The sequence below is a fragment of the Flavobacterium sp. LHD-85 genome (assembly GCF_030929595.1).
In the GTDB taxonomy this organism is placed as follows: Bacteria; Bacteroidota; Bacteroidia; order Flavobacteriales; family Flavobacteriaceae; genus Flavobacterium.
Genome location: NZ_JAVFVR010000016.1, coordinates 15,456 through 32,115, shown reverse-complemented (window position 1 = coordinate 32,115; position 16,660 = coordinate 15,456). Strand labels below are relative to the sequence as shown.

The following is a 16,660-nucleotide window of genomic DNA, read 5'->3' as shown; positions in this document are numbered from 1 at the left end:
CCTTTGTCCCTTAAAGTTACTTATTCGGCTGCGGAGTCAATCTCAAATAAGGTTTTATTGGTGTATGTCCTTTTGGGAATTTTGCAGGAATATCGCTGTCTGGAATTGCAGGTGCAATTACCACATCTTCTCCATCTTTCCAGTTTGCAGGGGTTGCAACACTATAGTTTGCTGTTAATTGCAAACTGTCAATTACACGAAGCAATTCATCAAAATTTCTTCCTGTTGAAGCTGGATAAGTCAGCGTTAATTTGATTTTTTTATCTGGTCCGATAACAAAAACAGAACGTACCGTAAATTTATCGCTTGCATTTGGATGAAGCATATCGTATAGATTTGCCACTTTTTTATCCTCATCTGCAATAATCGGGAAATTTACTTCTGTATTTTGAGTTTCGTTAATATCTTTAATCCACTCTTTGTGTGAGTCTAAACCGTCTACACTCAGAGCAATAACTTTAGTATTTCTTTTCTTGAATTCTGGCACATAGTTCGCCACAGTTCCCAATTCAGTAGTACAAACTGGCGTAAAATCTGCCGGATGCGAAAACAAAACACCCCACGAATCTCCTAGCCATTCGTGAAAATTAACTGGTCCTTGTGTGGTTTCTGCTTGAAAATCGGGAGCTATATCGCCTAATCTTAATGTTGACATAATTTCATTTTTTTAGTTCATCTAAAATTAACTAAAAAATACATTTAGAAAACATTCAAAAGGTAAAAAAAAGTTAAAATTCTACATTCTCTATCTAGTTAGTATTTTAAACTCGTTTCGAGCGCAATTATAACACATAGAAACATAGCTTTTGTAATTCTAAAAAAGGCGTTTCACTTGCATTAATAAACATAGACTATGTGTTAGAAACTAGTTTCTTTTAATCTTCTCTTTTAGACAAAGAAAAAGCTATGTCTCTATGTGTTTAAAAAAATATAACCAACGATTAAAGATTATATAAAACCCACCACAAAGTACCAAATCGCAAGCGTGACAAAAGAAATTGGAATTCCGAAACCAATCATCATACTGCTTAATTTTGGTTTTAATCCGTAAGTCGAAGCAAGGATTGCACCCGTTATCATGGGCGCCATAGCCGTTTCCATTATCGTAATTTTTATAACTTCAGAATGCTGGTTAAAAATAAAAACATACAGCACAAAAATTACAAAAGGAATCAAAAGCAGTTTAAAGAAAAGTCCAAGTCGTAAAAATTTCCAATGCTGGCTTTTTCGATCAAAAGTCAATTGCAAACCAACAGAAAGCAAAGCTAAAGGGGTTACTAAACTTCCTATTTTCAATAATACAGATTGGATATTTTCATTTAAATTATAATCGAAAACATTCATTAGACATGCCAAAACAAACATCAGAAATGGCGGAAACGTGATGATTTTTTTGAAAATCCCTAATGCATTTGGACTTCCTTTAGAATAAAAAGCGGCAGTAAAAACGCCAAGTGTCGAAACTACTACAAAAGTTCCAGGCTGATCTACCAACACAGCTGTTTCTAAACCTTTCTTTCCAAACAGAGCTTCAATAATGGGATAACCAAGAAAAGAACTGTTGCTTAATCCTGCCGTCAAAATCAAACAGCCAATCAATTTATTAGACCAGCCATTTCTTCTTCCTAAAAAATGAAAAAAAATAAAAGCCAGAATATAAGTAATCCACCCTGCTCCTATTGGAAACAGCAATTCGCTGCTCCATTTTATTTTAGGAATATGATATAAAGTAATCGCAGGAAGACAGAAATAAATAACAATTTTATTGAGCGTCTTATAGATGTGAGTAGGAAACTGTTTTACATGCTGTAGAACTAAGCCCAGCGAAAGAAAGAGAAATATTAGTATAAAGTTGTTCATATCATGACTTCAGCACAAAAATAGGAAAATATAACTTGATGGATTGAACAAATTATCTCCTCTCTTTGAGTTTTTTGTTACTTTTAATATGTAATTCTAAAACCTATGCAGCAAATAAGGAATAATCTTGAACTAATGGCCAAACTTTCTGATGAAGACTGGAACATCTTTTCGTCAAAACTCATTCGTCAGGAATTTCCAAAGAAAACGGCAATACTTCAAACGGGTCATATAGAAAATTATCTTTCTTTTATAGAAAAAGGAATTCTTAGATATTATATTCCTTCTGAGAATAAAGACCTAACCTTTACTTTTGTATTTGATGGCGAATTTACAAGCGGCTACGATTCATTTATTACCAGATTACCGGTAAACTATACTATCGAAGCACTTTCTGACACCATTCTTTGGCGCGTTTCTTATAATGATCTTCAGGACATTTATGCCGAAACTAAAGTTGGCAATACCATTGGCCGATTAGCAAGCGAAGATTTATTTATTAAAAAATCAAAGAGAGAACTGTCTTTGCTAAACGATTCTGCAGAACAGCGTTATCTTAACTTATTCACCGAGCAGCCTCACTTAATACAAAAAATTCCTCAAAAATATCTTGCCTCTTACATTGGCATTACTCCACAAGCTTTAAGCCGAATCAGAAAACGCATTTATTAACCCAGGTTCATTGTTTTAGGTTTCTTTACTGTGCAACTTTGTACAATAAAACAAAAGATATGGAAACCATAATCGTGCTTTTTGGAATTTTTATCACCGTACTGCTTATTATTTGGCTTACAACTAAGCGGTTTGAATTAGCATTTGCTGGAAGAGTAGCCATGGCGGCTATGCTGACATTTACTGCTGTTGGGCATTTTGTTTTTGCTAAAGGAATGGCGATGATGATCTCTTTTTTGCCTTGGGCAAATGCTATTGTATTTGTTACTGGCATTATAGAATTAATTGCTGCAATTGGATTACTGCTGCCGAAAACTAAAATCCTTACAGGAAAACTGCTGATTTTATTCTTTATCTTACTCCTACCCGCTAACATTTATGCCGCAAGCCATAATATCAATTTACAAACTGCCGATTATACCGGCAAAGGTTTATCGTACTTATGGATTAGAATACCAATGCAACTTCTTTTTATAGCGTGGGTATATTTTTCTTCTCTATGGAATCAATCAAAAATCAAAATAGTCAATTAAGGAAATTGTACGTCATTCATAATTAATGATTTGCATTTTCCTTTACTTTTATTTTATGTTTCTAATTTCTTTAATTAACTTTAAGTTAAAATTGTTTTTTTGCATTACAAAAAGATGTAAATTTGTAACATATTTTATTACAGTATGATTTCAGGTAAATTTGCCATAACGATTCACATTCTTACTTTGCTTCATAAATTCCCAAATGATTATTTGTCATCGGAGTATATTGCGGGAAGTATTAATCTAAATCCTGTTTTGGTTCGAAAAGAAATTGCCAACTTAAAAGCGCATCATATTGTAGAAAGTAAAGAAGGAAAAAATGGCGGTACAAAATTGGCAGTAAACGCTGCTGAACTGACTTTAAAACAAATATTCGAAATGACCTTTGAAACGATTGGTTTAGGTTTTGCAAAGAATCAGCCTAATCCTGATTGTCCTGTTGGAAAAAACATCAATCAGCATTTGGAAGCTTTGTACAGCGAAATGAATCAAAACGTCAGCAAACAGCTGGAGGGAATTTCATTGGAAGATTTTTCGAATCAGTTTTAAAACTATTTTTTTACCCTAAACTGTAACATTTTTTATTACTAAATAAATTTATATATTATGAAAATCGCACTTATCGGAGCTACAGGATTTGTTGGCTCATCAATTTTAAATGAATTAGCAGACAGAAAACATGAAATTACTGCAATTGCAAGAACTCCAAAAGACACAGCAAACGCAACTTGGGTTGCTGCAGATATTTTTAATGTTAATGCTTTGGCAGAAATCTTAAAAGGTCACGATGCAGTTGTCAATGCTTATAACCCAGGTTGGACAAACCCAAATATTTACGATGATTTTCTAGCAGGTTCTAAAGCGATTCAAGAAGCGGTTAAAAAATCGGGTGTTAAACGTTTTATCACTATTGGCGGAGCTGGAAGTTTATATGTTGCGCCAGATTTACAAGCGGTTGATACTCCAGATTTTCCAAAAGAGATTTTCCCAGGTGCCAATGCTGCGAGACATTATTTAAATATCATCAAAGAAGAAAAAGATTTGGACTGGGCATTCTTTAGCCCTGCTTTCGAAATGCACGCTGGAACTAAAACGGGAAGAACAGGAAAATACCGTTTAGGTTTAGAAAATCCTGTTTTCAATGACGAGCAAAGAAGTATTTTATCTGTAGAAGATTTAGCGGTTGTTATTGCTGATGAAGTAGAAAATCCAAAACACCATCAAGTTAGGTTTACTGCCGGATATTAATTTTCTTAAAAGACGCTAAGGTACTATCTCGATAGCAATCGGGACTGAGGTACTAAGTTCTTTACCGTGACCCGAGCGATAGCAACAGGCGAAGTAATTATATGAATTTTCGCCATTTTTTTGAGTTCTTTATGTCTTCCTGAGCGAAGTCGAAGAACACACAAAGTAATTCCACAATACTACTCAGACCCGACAGATTTTAAAAAACTGTTGGGTCTCTTTGCGTCAAAACAAGGTATCTGTACACACAATCCTGAGTAAAATTTTAGGTTTTGTGATAATTTTAGGTTTCCATTTGATAAATGCAACTATTTAAGACTTTACAAGGTAGTGTTTTTTAATAAAAAAAAAACTTACTTAATTTTGAGGTCTTTGTAAGTTTTATTACATAGTAATACATATATTTGTACTGCTAATAGCAAAAACAGATGTAATTGCAAATAACAATACAAAAATTAAAATAATATAGTCCTGAAGATAAGTTATGTTTGAAGGCTATTTTAGTATAGCACATTATTAAAATTTTTCCATCTCTAATTGGAATTTTTGCCGCAGATAAAATGATTCTTAAACAAATCACAGAGTCTGCGGTTTTTTTATTTTATAATGAAGATCGTAAATGATTATAAATCTTATCAAAGTTTGAGATAGAATTAAAAATCAGCAGTGTTATTTAGTGCAGAAAAAAAACCTCCCTTCCATTAATTTGTCTTATTCTGTTATTACAAAAATTTTAACAGGTAAACTACTATAATTTTTACAGTTAATTTTATCCCAATTTATAAATCGCTTAAAATTTATAAATAAAGATTCAAATAATTACTAAAAACCAATTAAAAATGAAAAAGCTTGTATGTATACTTTTACTAATCCAAAGCGGATTTGTCATAGCACAAACGGAAACTGTTGTTACTATTAACGGTAAAAAAGTACAAATTAACCCTAATTCTTTAAACACTGCAGATAACGGTTTATCTGCTAATGCCGGAAATGTTCAACTCGGCGGTGCTTTAATTAGATCAACTACTCTGGCAACTTCATCAGTCAATACATTAGCAGTTACAGGATTAGAACAAGGTGCTACTACAGACAATATAATAGTTACAGATGCCAATGGAGTTCTAAAAAAAATAAGCAGCTCATCTATAGCCAATGTAAAAGATGTTAAGATTATCAACACCAATTACACTGTAACAGATACAGATTATACCATTATTGCTTCGCAGCTTTCTGGCGATATTACCATTACGCTTCCAGATGCTTCGGCCAGTAAAGACAGAACTTTATTGATTAATCAGACAAATGTCTTAAACTCTTCGGGTACTGAAGTTACTGTTAAATTTAATGTTCCTGTATTCTATTCAGATACCTATAGCGTAAATGAAATTGCCGCTCCATATTATTCATCTACAGGTGGTACTCTTAAAATCACTTTGCAATCTGATGGAAATAAGTGGTATGTAGTTTCCTCTCTTTAGCATCTGCTTTCTAGAGATTAAAGTGCAAGTCAAATAAAGATAATATTCATATAAAATATGTTTATATGCTATTGCTCGATGACTTGCAATTTATGCTAATAAACAGTTTCAAATTTTAAAACAACTTAACACATTATATAATGAAGAAAAATCTATTTTGTATGTGGCTTCTCCTTCTGGCCCTATTTTTTTCTGTAAATACTCAAGCCCAGATGACCATAGGGGGAAAAAAAGCTCCCGAACCTTTCTCAGTGCTCGAACTGCTTAACAAAGGCGGACTTAGACTGCCTCAGATGACAACTGCACAGCGTAATGCATTTGCGGTACAAGGCAATGCTAAAGGCGAAGGCCTAACCATTTATAATAGCGACACTAAATGTGTGGAGTATTGGAACGCAACGCGCTGGGTGAGTCTGTGTGAAGGAACATCGCAGACTACAATCAGCCCGCAGCCCTGCATAAATGTACCGGCTGATGGCACTGGATGCACTGACACGTTTACGATTACCGATCCCGACTGTCCGAACGGGCCATTTTCAATTGCTATTGTCGCCGGCGGTGATTATGCAGCATTAACGGATGTGGATAATGTTAACGGAAACTTCAAAATTAACTTTTATCAGAATGAGACTGTAAACATACATACTGTTTTGGTGCGTGTTACAAGCACCTGTACGAGTTTGTATAAAGAGTTTTTATTCTCTCAAAATGGCGTAGACTGCGGTTCTATGCCGTATGCAGTGCCAATAGTGACAGCATCGGGAACATCTTTATGTGCTGGAGGTTCAGTGTATTTATCTGTTCCGGCAAATACAGCAAATCTTGACAAATTAATCTGGACCCGTAATGGCATTGAGGTAGCTCGAGGCGTTAATTATTATATTGCGACTCAAGCAGGAAAATACAATATTTCTATGGGTGCTGTAGGCTGTAATACTAATGTGGCAAATGAGCGCAATATTACTAATAATGGCACCATAACACCAGTTACTCTTAATGCTATTGCTGAAAACAATGGCGTAATTTGCGGTGGAAATCAAATTGAACTTTCGGCATCAGGAAACAGCAGTGGCACAATAGTATGGTTTCAAAATGGAGTAGAAAAAATGTCTGGCGCAAAAATTTTAATAAGCGGAGACAGTAATCTTGGAGAATGGTTTGCTGCAGTAAAAGACCAAAACTGTTACTCTAACAGATCTAATATTCTTATCATAACCAAAAGTACAGGATCGGGACAAATTACCGTTCCGGATGCAGATGTATTGGTAAACGGAAAAGCATTAAATACTTTTACGTCATTTTGTGAAGATGGTAGTTTAGATTTAAGTATTGCTAATCCAAATCCTTCTGTTACTTACACTTGGTATAATGGCAGTGAACTTATTACTACAAATCCTTTTGTAATACCAAAATCTCAAACCAAGCTTTCGCTTCGTATGATTGCTAGTGACAACAGCGGTGCTAAATGTCCTGCTGAATCGCATGTGTTAGATAAAAATATCGTATCAGGCAATACCCCTGCACAGCCTAGTATTACAGGAAATACATTACTTTGTAATGGAAGCACAGATTTAACTGTAGTGCCAGCTGTTGACGGCAGTTATACCTATGCATGGTATAAAGATGGTGAAAAAATGGATGATAAAACATCTGCCACCATTACTGTTCGTGAAGGTGGTGAGTATAGTGCATCTGTTACAAATAGTACAGGTTGTACCAGCGTTCTGACATTAATGACCGTTTCATCAACAGTTTCAAATATACCTACAGTTAAGTGGGAAGCTAATCCTGCAACGGCTACTTTTGGAGCAACAGTTACGTTACAAGTTTCGGCTACATTTACTCCAAAAAAATATACGTGGACTGCTGATAATGATGCAACCGTCATTGGTACTGGCGAAAGTGTAGCAATACAGCTTCCTGCTTCAGGAGCTGATGGACTAAAAATAAAAGTTACTGTAACAGCAGAAAATGATTGTGGTAAGTCAGTTCCTTTAGAACATTTTATTACTTTAAATAATGCATGTCCTACGCCAGTTGTTGCAGAACAGACGAGTGTGAGTCAAAATATTTTACTGGGGGCGACCGCTGCTTTAACTGTTGCTGTAACAAATGGCACTAGTGTGGGTACTACATATCAATGGTACTCAAATACATCCACAAGTACAACAGGCGGTACAGTTATCAATGGTGCAACTTTAGCCACTTATTCGTACAAACCAACTGCAGTAGGCAAATACTATTTCTATTGTGTTGTGAAGAATAGCTGTTCTGGCACAACCGTAACTTCACAATCATTTACAATTACTGTAACTAGTATTGATAGTTTAGGGCCTGGAGGATTGCTATTTTCAGGCAAGCAGTGTTTTGATGTTGCAGAAACAGATGGGGCAGCAACAGATTGTGGAACTCTTGCGTCAAGAGCTGGAAACAAATCAGATTTTAATGTGACTAATAAACAAACCTATACACTAATTGTTCCTACAGGAACTTCAATAAGTAATGTTCGTTTTGTTTATATAGAAACCGTTAGCGGTCAAATTGTTGAAGGTATAACTGGAGACAACCCTGCAAGTAATATAAGGTCAAATGTTACTTGTACAGTAACATTCAAAAAGGACTTAAGTAGTGCCGCTGGCGTTACTGGTAAAGCAAAAGGAAGAACAGCAGCTAATGCGCTTACTTTTAAATTATATGCAATTTATACAGCATCAAACGGTAAAGACTATACAACAATGCTGCCAATACAAGTAAGAGATTGCAACTGCTGTGGAGCAATGGTAAGCGCTACAGAATGGAGAAATTTTGCTTGCTTTAATTTAGGTGTTACAACAGCCGTTCGACAAACCGCAAACCCTTTAGTAGCGATACCGACAACAAAAGGACTAACTTATACATTTAATGGAAATACAACAAATTGGTATCAAAACGGAAGAAAATCATCAACGGATCCTTGTCCTGCAAATTATCGTGTACCAACTTTAAGTGAATTACAAGGAATGGTAGATAATAATGTAAGAAGTCTTACAGGCTCTCAAAGTGTCGGAAATGGAGGAGTTATGGTGGGTTCAAGTTTAATGTTGCCTTATGTTTCAACTACATCAAACAATCCTATTAGATATCTATCAAGTACACCTGTAATTAATTGGTATGCTTCAGGGCTATATAATAATAACGGAGGTTATACTTCTACGTTAGTAGCAGGTAGTTATGGGGCAGCTATAGACACAGATGCGATTCGTTGTATAGCAATACCTGATAGTGAAAAATAATAATTTTAAAAATTGCTTTTAATCTTGTAAAACAATTAATGCTTTTAGGGCTAAATAAATTTAGCCCTAAAAGCATATTGTTACCTAATAAGAAGTTTAACCAATAAAATTACCAAAAAAGACTGCAACGCTTTTCATTTCCTGCGCACAAGCAAGAATGAAGGGCGTTTCGGTGTTTTGTAAAATTTTTGAATCAATAAAAGGAAATATGAAAAAAATACTATTAAGAGCCCTTGCAGTTTTCGGAGTGATCACTTCTGTACAGGCGCAAACTATAAATGTAAATTTTTCTCATTATGGAGGGAAACAATATGTTTATGTACTCGAGAGAGGAAACAAAAACGACACAATTCTTACAGGTAAGCTTGACCCGTCTGGAAAAGCAGTACTTGTAGTGCCTGATGCCAAAAAAGGCTATGCCGGTATTTCGCATTTTGTGCTTACAGACGGGGGCGGCATGGATTTTATTGTAAACAAGGAGAATTTCTCCATTTCCTGTCTTGAAGAACAGCCCAATTTTGAGAATACCAATTATATAGGTTCTCCGGAGAATGAATTTCTAAACAGCAGGCAGAAAAAGCAGAATCAGTTTTTCCAAAAAGTAAGTATGGTGCAGTATGGGCTTAACATTTATACAAAAGAAGAACCTTTATATAATGCTCTTGAAAAAGAAAGGCAGAGCCTTAATCAAGAGTTGAGCGTTTTAAAAAGCAATACCTCTCAAAGCAAACTATATGCTGCAAGATTGGCAGAAATTTATGATGTTTTACTGGGAATAGGAAGCCCTATTAATCAGTCAGAAGAAGAAAGAGCCAAAGAAAGTAACCTTTTTGTAAAAGACAAACTTGATATGGCCGTATTGTACAACAGCGGCCAGTGGAATAATCTTATTGAAGGCTGGATGCAGCTGCAACAAGCCGTTATTAAAGATGATACAGCCTGGCTGGCAGATACCAAACAGATATTATCCCGCATAAAAAGCAATGAAATCTACACTGCTTTTACAGAAAAAACTGTGGCATTATTTACCAAAGCTGGTAAAGATGATATGGTAAGTGCCATAAGCCAGTATGCTGCAAAATCAGGAAGGTTAGAAAAACCCGGCAAGCAATTAACAAACGCGATTAGTGCTCCTGTAATTGGCGCTTCGGCGCCTGCTTTGCAGACGGCGGCAGGAAAAAAAACGATCAATAAAAAAACGTTATTATTCTTTTACGAATCGGGCTGCAATAACTGTGAAAACGAAATTCATCAGTTATTGGGCAATTATGAAATCGTAAAAAACAAAGGCTACGAAATTATAAGCGTCGCCGCAGATATGACCAAAGATGCCGCAGAAGGCCACGATCACACTTTGCCATGGAAGGAAAAATTATGCGATTTCAAAGGTTTTGCGGGGCCTAACTTTCAAACCTATGCCATAATAGGAACCCCGACTTTTTTTACCATCGACGAAAAAGGAATAATTACGGGTAAATACGCAAGACTTGTCGATACAGATATTCTTAAATAATTATTAATTGTTTTTTTTCTCCTGAGCGAAGTCGAAGGGCGCAAAATAACTCCGTAATACAAATCAGACCCGACAGGTTTTAAAAGCCTATCGGGTCTTTTTGCGTTTAACCAATCTTTATCGAGCTACCTGCGTGTTCTTCGACTACGCAAAGGAAGACAAGATTGAAAAAAAACTAATTAGTGCAAATTCGTGTAATTAGTGGCAACCCATCCTTTTGAAACTGTTTTTGTTTTCTGTACTTTTACATTTCTAAAAAGTGCGTTTTGTCAAATTCTAATAAACAAACTGGCAGCATATCTGAAAAAGCTGGAATTTCGCCTCCTGAAATTACCAATGTTTTGGCTATCAATCAAATTAAAAGCAAACGCAGACAGCAGCCAACTTCTAAAGAATTAATCGACGGCATTTTAGAAGGAAATCGAACTTCTCTAAGCCGTGCCATTACTTTAATAGAAAGCACCAATCCAGATCATTTTGACAAAGCTGGCGAAGTGATTCAAGGCTGTTTAGCTCATGCCAATAAATCAATTCGAATTGGAATCACGGGAGTTCCCGGAGTTGGAAAAAGTACTTTTATTGAAGCTTTTGGAAAACATCTGACACAGTTAGGAAAAAAAGTTGCGGTTTTAGCCGTTGATCCAAGCAGTTCGCTTTCTCACGGAAGTATTCTCGGCGATAAAACCCGAATGGAAGAATTGGTAAAAGATGAAAATGCTTTTATTCGTCCAAGTGCTTCAGGTGAAACTTTAGGCGGTGTGGCTCGAAAAACTCGAGAAACTATTATTCTTTGTGAAGCTGCAGGTTTTGATACGATTATTATCGAAACAGTTGGTGTTGGCCAAAGTGAAACCGCTGTTCACAGCATGGTCGATTTCTTTTTGCTTTTAAAGATTTCTGGCGCTGGCGACGAACTTCAAGGCATTAAACGTGGTATTATGGAAATGGCAGATGCAATAGTAATCAATAAAGCTGACGGCGATAATATTAAAAAAGCCAATCAGGCGAAACTAGAATTCAATCGGGCTTTGCATTTATTTCCTCCCAAAAAATCAAATTGGCAACCAAAAGTAACGACTTGCAGTTCACTGACAAAAGAAGGCATTCCTGAAGTTTGGAATACGATTTCTGATTATTTCGAATTAACCAAAGAAAGCGGATTTTTTGACGAAAGAAGAAACGAACAAAACCACTTCTGGATGATGGAAACCATCAACGAACAATTGAAACAAAATTTCTATAATCAGCCTGATATCATTTCGCTTTTAGAAAAAAGCAAAAAAGCAGTGCAAAACAATGAGATTTCATCGTTTGCCGCTGCTTCTAGTTTATTAAAATTATATTTTAATAAAGGTGCAAAGGCTCAAAACGACAAAGGTTCAGAATAGAAAAAAGTCGCTTTACTCCTTTTATTCTTCAACAATCTCTATACACAAACTTGTCAGTTCGAGCGGAGCCGAAAAACCATAAAGTATTTCAATTTCACTAAAAAAGAAAAAGGTCCAAAGTAAAACCTTTGAACCTTTGTCGCTTTGTGCCTTTGCACCTATTTACTTCTGAGCTTATACTTGCTTTCTTTATATAAATTTCCTGCTGTAATAACGTGCGCTAAAGCATCTTTTGCCAAATCTTCATTTAGCTTTACAGGAACTAAAGTCGTATCATTTTTGATTTCAAACTGCAATGGTTTCAAATTTGGCTGCATAATCACAACCTGATTTTCAACTCTAAATGCATTAATATCATTAAACTGCATAATAGATCTCCCCTGTACTTTTGGATCAAGTTTGCTTAAGTTTCTACCTACCATTGGTGTTTCAAACGGAAGTCCTAAATAGCTTAACAATGTCGGCGGAATATCAATCTGACTTGCCAATCTGTCATAAACTGTTCCTTTTGGAACTCCTGGCCCCATGATAAATGCTGGAATGTGGAATTTATTAATTGGGACTAAATTTTTACCGTAAGTTCTGGTATTATGATCGGCAATTACAATGAAAATCGTGTTTTTAAAGTAATCTTCTTTTTTAGCCATTTCAAAGAATTTCCCAATTGAGAAATCGGCATATTTCATGGCATTGTTTACTGTAGCAGGCTTTTTATCATAAGCCTTAATTCTTCCCGCTGGATATTCAAAAGGTTCATGATTAGAAGTTGAGAACATTAAAGAGAAAAATGGTTTGTCTCCTTTTGATTTGAAATACTGATTGGCTTTGGTTACCAAATCTTCATCAGAATACCCCCAAGTTCCTTTAAATGCATATTTATTTCCATCAGAATCAAAATCGGTTTGGTCTACAATATCTGTAAACCCATTTCCGTTGAAAAACGAAGCCATATTATCAAAATTGGCCATTCCGCCATAAATGAAACTTGTATCATAACCTTTCTGTTTTAAAGCATCTGCCAGCGTGAAAAATCCTTGCTGCGAGTTTCCAAGTTTTACCACACTTTCTGATGGCGAAGGCAAAAATCCAGTTACAACTGCTTCAATTCCGCGTACACTTCTAGTTCCTGTGCAATATAAATTGGTAAACAACAATCCTTCTTTAGACAATTTATCAAATTCTGGTGTTAATGGTTTTCCTCCTAAAATTCCAACGTATTCCGCACCTAAACTTTCTTGCAGAAAAATCACCAAATTGTATGGCTTTTTCTTAACAGAATCTGGCTGCTGTATGTGTAAAAACGGGATATCCTTATCTGTAAAATCACTTGGTCCAGCGATCATGTATTTTTTTACACGGGCAATCGCTTCGGCTTCGTCCATTTTACCGTACATCTTCGTATTTCCTTCATTTTTGATTGAATACGCCGCAAAAGCAACGGTATAAAATGAATTTAATCCCAAAGTATTTGTTAACTGATCTGTTGAGAAAACAGCGTTACTAGCATTTATAGGACGTTTTGAAGTAAGACTTGAACGTGCTCCAAAAAACAATAAAAAAGCCACTAATGGAAACACCATTAATTTGAATTTATAATCTGTACTTGTAGTGTAGAAAAGTTGTTTTCCTTTTTTGAAAGCAAAATAAATTACAACTCCAAGAATTATGAATGTCACGATGATAGAAGTTAAATAACTTTTTAAAAGCATTCCAACCACTTCTTTTGGATAAATAAGATAATCTAAGAAAATCTTATTTGGACGAGTATCGTATTGTTTTACAAAATCTGGCGAAGCCAATTCTACAAAAAGAATTAAAAACAGAAATAGAAAACTATAAACTACCAGAAATTTATTGGTAAACTTTATCGCCTTATTCGGCAAAAAAGTGATTAACAATGCTGGAAGAAACGACAAATAACAAAGCAATATCAAATCCATTCGAAGACCGATTGGAAAAATATACCAGAAATCTGGCGTCTGCTCTACTCTTTCTTTAAAAAGAAAAAATAAAAAGATTCGGCTTAAAGTGGTGATCAATAATCCGATTAATATAAAACTGAAAATAGGTTTTAAGAAACGTAAATTTTTCATTAAAAATAGTATAAGAACGTGAGATTAGAAAAACAAATTACTCTTCGTAACGGTTAATTTCTCTATCATAAAACTCATTAGCTTTTTCAATCAAACTTTCCATTTCGGCGTTTAATTCAGCTTCGTCAAGATCTTCTGGTTCTTCTAAAAACTCAACCTCATCATCTTTCAAATTGATAATAAATCTTGGGTAATCTAGGTGAATGATAAAAATATCGTCTGGAAAATCGGTATTATCTCCAAGTAAAAATTTAGGTAATTCCATATGTGTTCATTTTTTAATGGTTATTTTTTTAGCCACTCCCGATAGCTATCGGGATATAAGGATTAAAAGGATTTCTCCAGACTTTAAGCTTTATAATTTTCGGCCTATTTTTTATTCAAATTTAATTATTCTGTGTCTGAATTCTTAACTAATCTCTTTGTTAGGTAATGAAAACGAATATACAAACAAATTGCCGCTGCGGTTAAACCTGCCAAAAGTCCGACCCAAACTCCCTGCGCCTTCAATTCGGTGTGTTCTCCTAAATAATACGAAATAGGAAAACCAATAACCCAATAGGCCACAAAAGTAATATACATTGGAATTTTCACATCCTGCAAACCGCGGAGCGCTCCTAAAACCACAACCTGAATTCCGTCAGAAATCTGGAAAATTGCTGCAATTAAAAGCAGTTTTGAGGCAATTCCTATCACTTCTTCGTTATCTAAAATCTGTCCCGTATTTTCCATATTCAAGAAAATATATGGCAGATAATCGTGGAAAACGATAAAGAAAATCGCAAAAATCGTTTCTAAAATTATAGCAAGCAGGAAAATAGAACGCGCTACAACAATTAGTTTTTTATAGTCCATTAGCCCTCTTTGATTGCTGACACGAACCATCGAAGTTACGCTTAATCCCATGGCAAACATAAAAGTCATTGATGCCAAACTCAAAGCAATCTGATTTGCCGCCTGACTCGTTTTTCCGATATTGCCGCAAAGCCAGATAGAGGCTGTAAATAAAACCACTTCAAAAAGCATTTGCATTGCAGAAGGAAATCCGATGCTGATAATCTTTTCTATTGTTGCCTTTTTTATTTCATTAAAACTGAAACCTTTAAAAAAGCGCTTTAAATCGTCTCTTCGCGAAAGCATAATATGCATGAACATTACCAAAAATATTCTCGAAATCACCGTTCCTAAAGCGGCTCCGATAATTCCCATTTTTGGAAAAAACCAAATTCCGTAGATTAAAACATAATTAATTCCGACATGAAGCACGTTTGCCATTATCATAGCATACATAGAATATTTGGTCAATGACATTCCGTCTGCAAATTGTTTATAGCCCTGGTACATTACCAACGGAATTAGAGAAAAAGCCACCCAGCCTAAATATGGTTTTGCCAGCACAATTACGTCTGCAGGCTGTTTCAGCAATTCCATAATGGGTTTTGCAAACATAATTACGGTAAAAAGCGCCAGTCCTAAAATCGTACATAGAAATAATCCATGATGAAAAGCAGAACGAATTTTGGTGTCGTTTTTCTCTGCATCTCCTTCTGCAACAATTGGCGTAATGGCTGTAGAGAAACCAATCCCTAAAGACATGGCGATAAAAATCATACTATTTCCAAGCGAAACCGCTGCTAGTTCTGTACTTCCTATTTTACCAACCATTATATTATCGACAATACCAATTAAGGTATGTCCGACCATTCCTAAAATAACAGGATATGCCAGTCTTAAATTATACGAAAACTCTTTGGTGTACTGCTTAAAATTCACTTCTATTCTATTTTGTGCGCAAAGATAGTCAGAAGCTTCGAATTCTATCCTATCAATAAAAATATATCCTTATTTTAAGACAAAAATAAGACGAACTCAATATTATGTAACGATTTTTAAAAATTGTATAACAAACTCCAAATGGCTTCCCTATAATTTTACATCATAGAAATTTCAAAAATATAAGCCATGAAAAAATTACAGATGTTATGCCTAGCTGCTTTCACATTTTTATTTGCCAACACCACATTTGCTCAAGAAACAGAAGCAACAAATTACGATCAAGGTTTTAGATTAGGTTTTGGCTTAAATGGGGGATTGCCAACCGACAATGACTACGACTGGTCTCTTGGGGGAGATGTTCGTTTACAGTATGATCTTTCCAAAAAAACATCGTTGACCTTAACAACAGGTTTTACGAATTTATTTATGGGGAAAGACGATCTTGGAAATGACATAAAAGATCTTGGATTCATTCCGGCCAAAGCTGGTTTTAAAGCTTTTGTTTTAAAAGATCAATTTTATGTTTTAGGAGAACTGGGTGCCGGTTTTGCGGTAACTAATGGTTACAATCAAACCACATTTTTATGGGCTCCAGGAATTGGCTATGCCAACAAATATATCGATTTAAGTGTTCGTTACGAAGATTATCATGATTTTAGAACCAATCAAGTAGCATTGCGTGTTGCTTATGGTTTTCAACTCTAAAAAATAGGTTTAATTTATTATTTTGTTTTTGGTAAAAACCCGATAGTCTGAATAGTCTGTCGGGTTTTTTATTTTATGCCATTGGTCAAAAGAAAAGTGCTGGTAGTCAAATGATTTTT

At 35.2% G+C, this 16,660-nt stretch carries 14 protein-coding genes; 9 read left to right on the top strand and 5 right to left on the bottom strand.

The features are described from left to right. Window positions 1–16 precede the first annotated feature (16 nt). Window positions 17–655, bottom strand: coding sequence for a peroxiredoxin (locus RB618_RS20215; protein ID WP_308070435.1), 639 nt, complete (start codon window positions 653–655; stop codon window positions 17–19). A 293-nt stretch (window positions 656–948) separates the two neighbouring features. Further along, on the bottom strand, window positions 949–1,860 hold the full coding sequence (locus RB618_RS20210; protein WP_308070434.1) for an AEC family transporter: 912 nt from the start codon (window positions 1,858–1,860) through the stop codon (window positions 949–951). Window positions 1,861–1,965: 105 nt separating this feature from the next. On the opposite strand from RB618_RS20210, the gene RB618_RS20205 reads away from it, so the two are divergent. From RB618_RS20205 to meaB, 8 genes are all read left to right on the top strand, one after another. Then, window positions 1,966–2,532: a Crp/Fnr family transcriptional regulator gene (locus RB618_RS20205; protein WP_308070433.1), complete on the top strand. Its 567-nt coding sequence runs from the start codon at window positions 1,966–1,968 to the stop codon at window positions 2,530–2,532. Between the two features lie 59 nt (window positions 2,533–2,591). Then, window positions 2,592–3,065, top strand: a complete 474-nt coding sequence (locus RB618_RS20200; RefSeq protein WP_308070432.1) for a hypothetical protein — start codon at window positions 2,592–2,594, stop codon at window positions 3,063–3,065. Window positions 3,066–3,209: 144 nt separating this feature from the next. Beyond that, window positions 3,210–3,617, top strand: a complete 408-nt coding sequence (locus RB618_RS20195) for an Rrf2 family transcriptional regulator (protein WP_119792608.1) — start codon at window positions 3,210–3,212, stop codon at window positions 3,615–3,617. Window positions 3,618–3,674: 57 nt separating this feature from the next. Beyond that, entirely contained in the window at window positions 3,675–4,316 is a 642-nt protein-coding gene (locus RB618_RS20190) for an NAD(P)H-binding protein (protein ID WP_308070431.1), read from the top strand. Between the two features lie 839 nt (window positions 4,317–5,155). After that, a complete protein-coding gene (locus RB618_RS20185) occupies window positions 5,156–5,794 on the top strand; it encodes a hypothetical protein (protein ID WP_308070430.1) in 639 nt (212 codons plus the stop codon). Between the two features lie 140 nt (window positions 5,795–5,934). Further along, entirely contained in the window at window positions 5,935–9,066 is a 3,132-nt protein-coding gene (locus RB618_RS20180) for a hypothetical protein (protein ID WP_308070429.1), read from the top strand. A 208-nt stretch (window positions 9,067–9,274) separates the two neighbouring features. Further along, on the top strand, window positions 9,275–10,579 hold the full coding sequence (locus RB618_RS20175; protein WP_308070428.1) for a redoxin domain-containing protein: 1,305 nt from the start codon (window positions 9,275–9,277) through the stop codon (window positions 10,577–10,579). Between the two features lie 266 nt (window positions 10,580–10,845). After that, on the top strand, window positions 10,846–11,967 hold the full coding sequence (gene meaB, locus RB618_RS20170; protein ID WP_308070427.1) for a methylmalonyl Co-A mutase-associated GTPase MeaB: 1,122 nt from the start codon (window positions 10,846–10,848) through the stop codon (window positions 11,965–11,967). Window positions 11,968–12,125: 158 nt separating this feature from the next. On the opposite strand, the gene RB618_RS20165 is transcribed toward meaB, so the two are convergent. The 3 genes from RB618_RS20165 to RB618_RS20155 all read right to left on the bottom strand — a co-directional run bounded on the left by RB618_RS20165 (window position 12,126) and on the right by RB618_RS20155 (window position 15,833). Then, a complete protein-coding gene (locus RB618_RS20165; RefSeq protein ID WP_308070426.1) occupies window positions 12,126–14,060 on the bottom strand; it encodes an LTA synthase family protein in 1,935 nt (644 codons plus the stop codon). A gap of 37 nt (window positions 14,061–14,097) precedes the next feature. Next, a complete protein-coding gene (locus RB618_RS20160; RefSeq protein ID WP_008468034.1) occupies window positions 14,098–14,325 on the bottom strand; it encodes a hypothetical protein in 228 nt (75 codons plus the stop codon). A gap of 125 nt (window positions 14,326–14,450) precedes the next feature. After that, complete coding sequence (locus RB618_RS20155) at window positions 14,451–15,833, bottom strand: MATE family efflux transporter (protein WP_308070425.1); 1,383 nt, start codon at window positions 15,831–15,833, stop codon at window positions 14,451–14,453. Window positions 15,834–16,022: 189 nt separating this feature from the next. Here RB618_RS20155 and RB618_RS20150 point away from each other — a divergent pair, with 189 nt between their 5' ends. Continuing rightward, window positions 16,023–16,541 carry a hypothetical protein gene (locus RB618_RS20150; protein WP_274254087.1) on the top strand — a complete coding sequence of 173 codons (519 nt, stop codon included), beginning with the start codon at window positions 16,023–16,025 and terminating at the stop codon, window positions 16,539–16,541. Window positions 16,542–16,660: the final 119 nt, after the last annotated feature.

What these genes read in the sequence shown, in the direction of transcription:
- RB618_RS20215 (WP_308070435.1), bottom strand. Translation starts at nt 655, where the DNA reads ATGTCAACATTAAGATTAGGCGATATAGCTCCCGATTTTCAAGCAGAA.
- RB618_RS20210 (WP_308070434.1), bottom strand. Translation starts at nt 1,860, where the DNA reads ATGAACAACTTTATACTAATATTTCTCTTTCTTTCGCTGGGCTTAGTT.
- RB618_RS20205 (WP_308070433.1), top strand. Translation starts at nt 1,966, where the DNA reads ATGCAGCAAATAAGGAATAATCTTGAACTAATGGCCAAACTTTCTGAT.
- RB618_RS20200 (WP_308070432.1), top strand. Translation starts at nt 2,592, where the DNA reads ATGGAAACCATAATCGTGCTTTTTGGAATTTTTATCACCGTACTGCTT.
- RB618_RS20195 (WP_119792608.1), top strand. Translation starts at nt 3,210, where the DNA reads ATGATTTCAGGTAAATTTGCCATAACGATTCACATTCTTACTTTGCTT.
- RB618_RS20190 (WP_308070431.1), top strand. Translation starts at nt 3,675, where the DNA reads ATGAAAATCGCACTTATCGGAGCTACAGGATTTGTTGGCTCATCAATT.
- RB618_RS20185 (WP_308070430.1), top strand. Translation starts at nt 5,156, where the DNA reads ATGAAAAAGCTTGTATGTATACTTTTACTAATCCAAAGCGGATTTGTC.
- RB618_RS20180 (WP_308070429.1), top strand. Translation starts at nt 5,935, where the DNA reads ATGAAGAAAAATCTATTTTGTATGTGGCTTCTCCTTCTGGCCCTATTT.
- RB618_RS20175 (WP_308070428.1), top strand. Translation starts at nt 9,275, where the DNA reads ATGAAAAAAATACTATTAAGAGCCCTTGCAGTTTTCGGAGTGATCACT.
- RB618_RS20165 (WP_308070426.1), bottom strand. Translation starts at nt 14,060, where the DNA reads ATGAAAAATTTACGTTTCTTAAAACCTATTTTCAGTTTTATATTAATC.
- RB618_RS20160 (WP_008468034.1), bottom strand. Translation starts at nt 14,325, where the DNA reads ATGGAATTACCTAAATTTTTACTTGGAGATAATACCGATTTTCCAGAC.
- RB618_RS20150 (WP_274254087.1), top strand. Translation starts at nt 16,023, where the DNA reads ATGAAAAAATTACAGATGTTATGCCTAGCTGCTTTCACATTTTTATTT.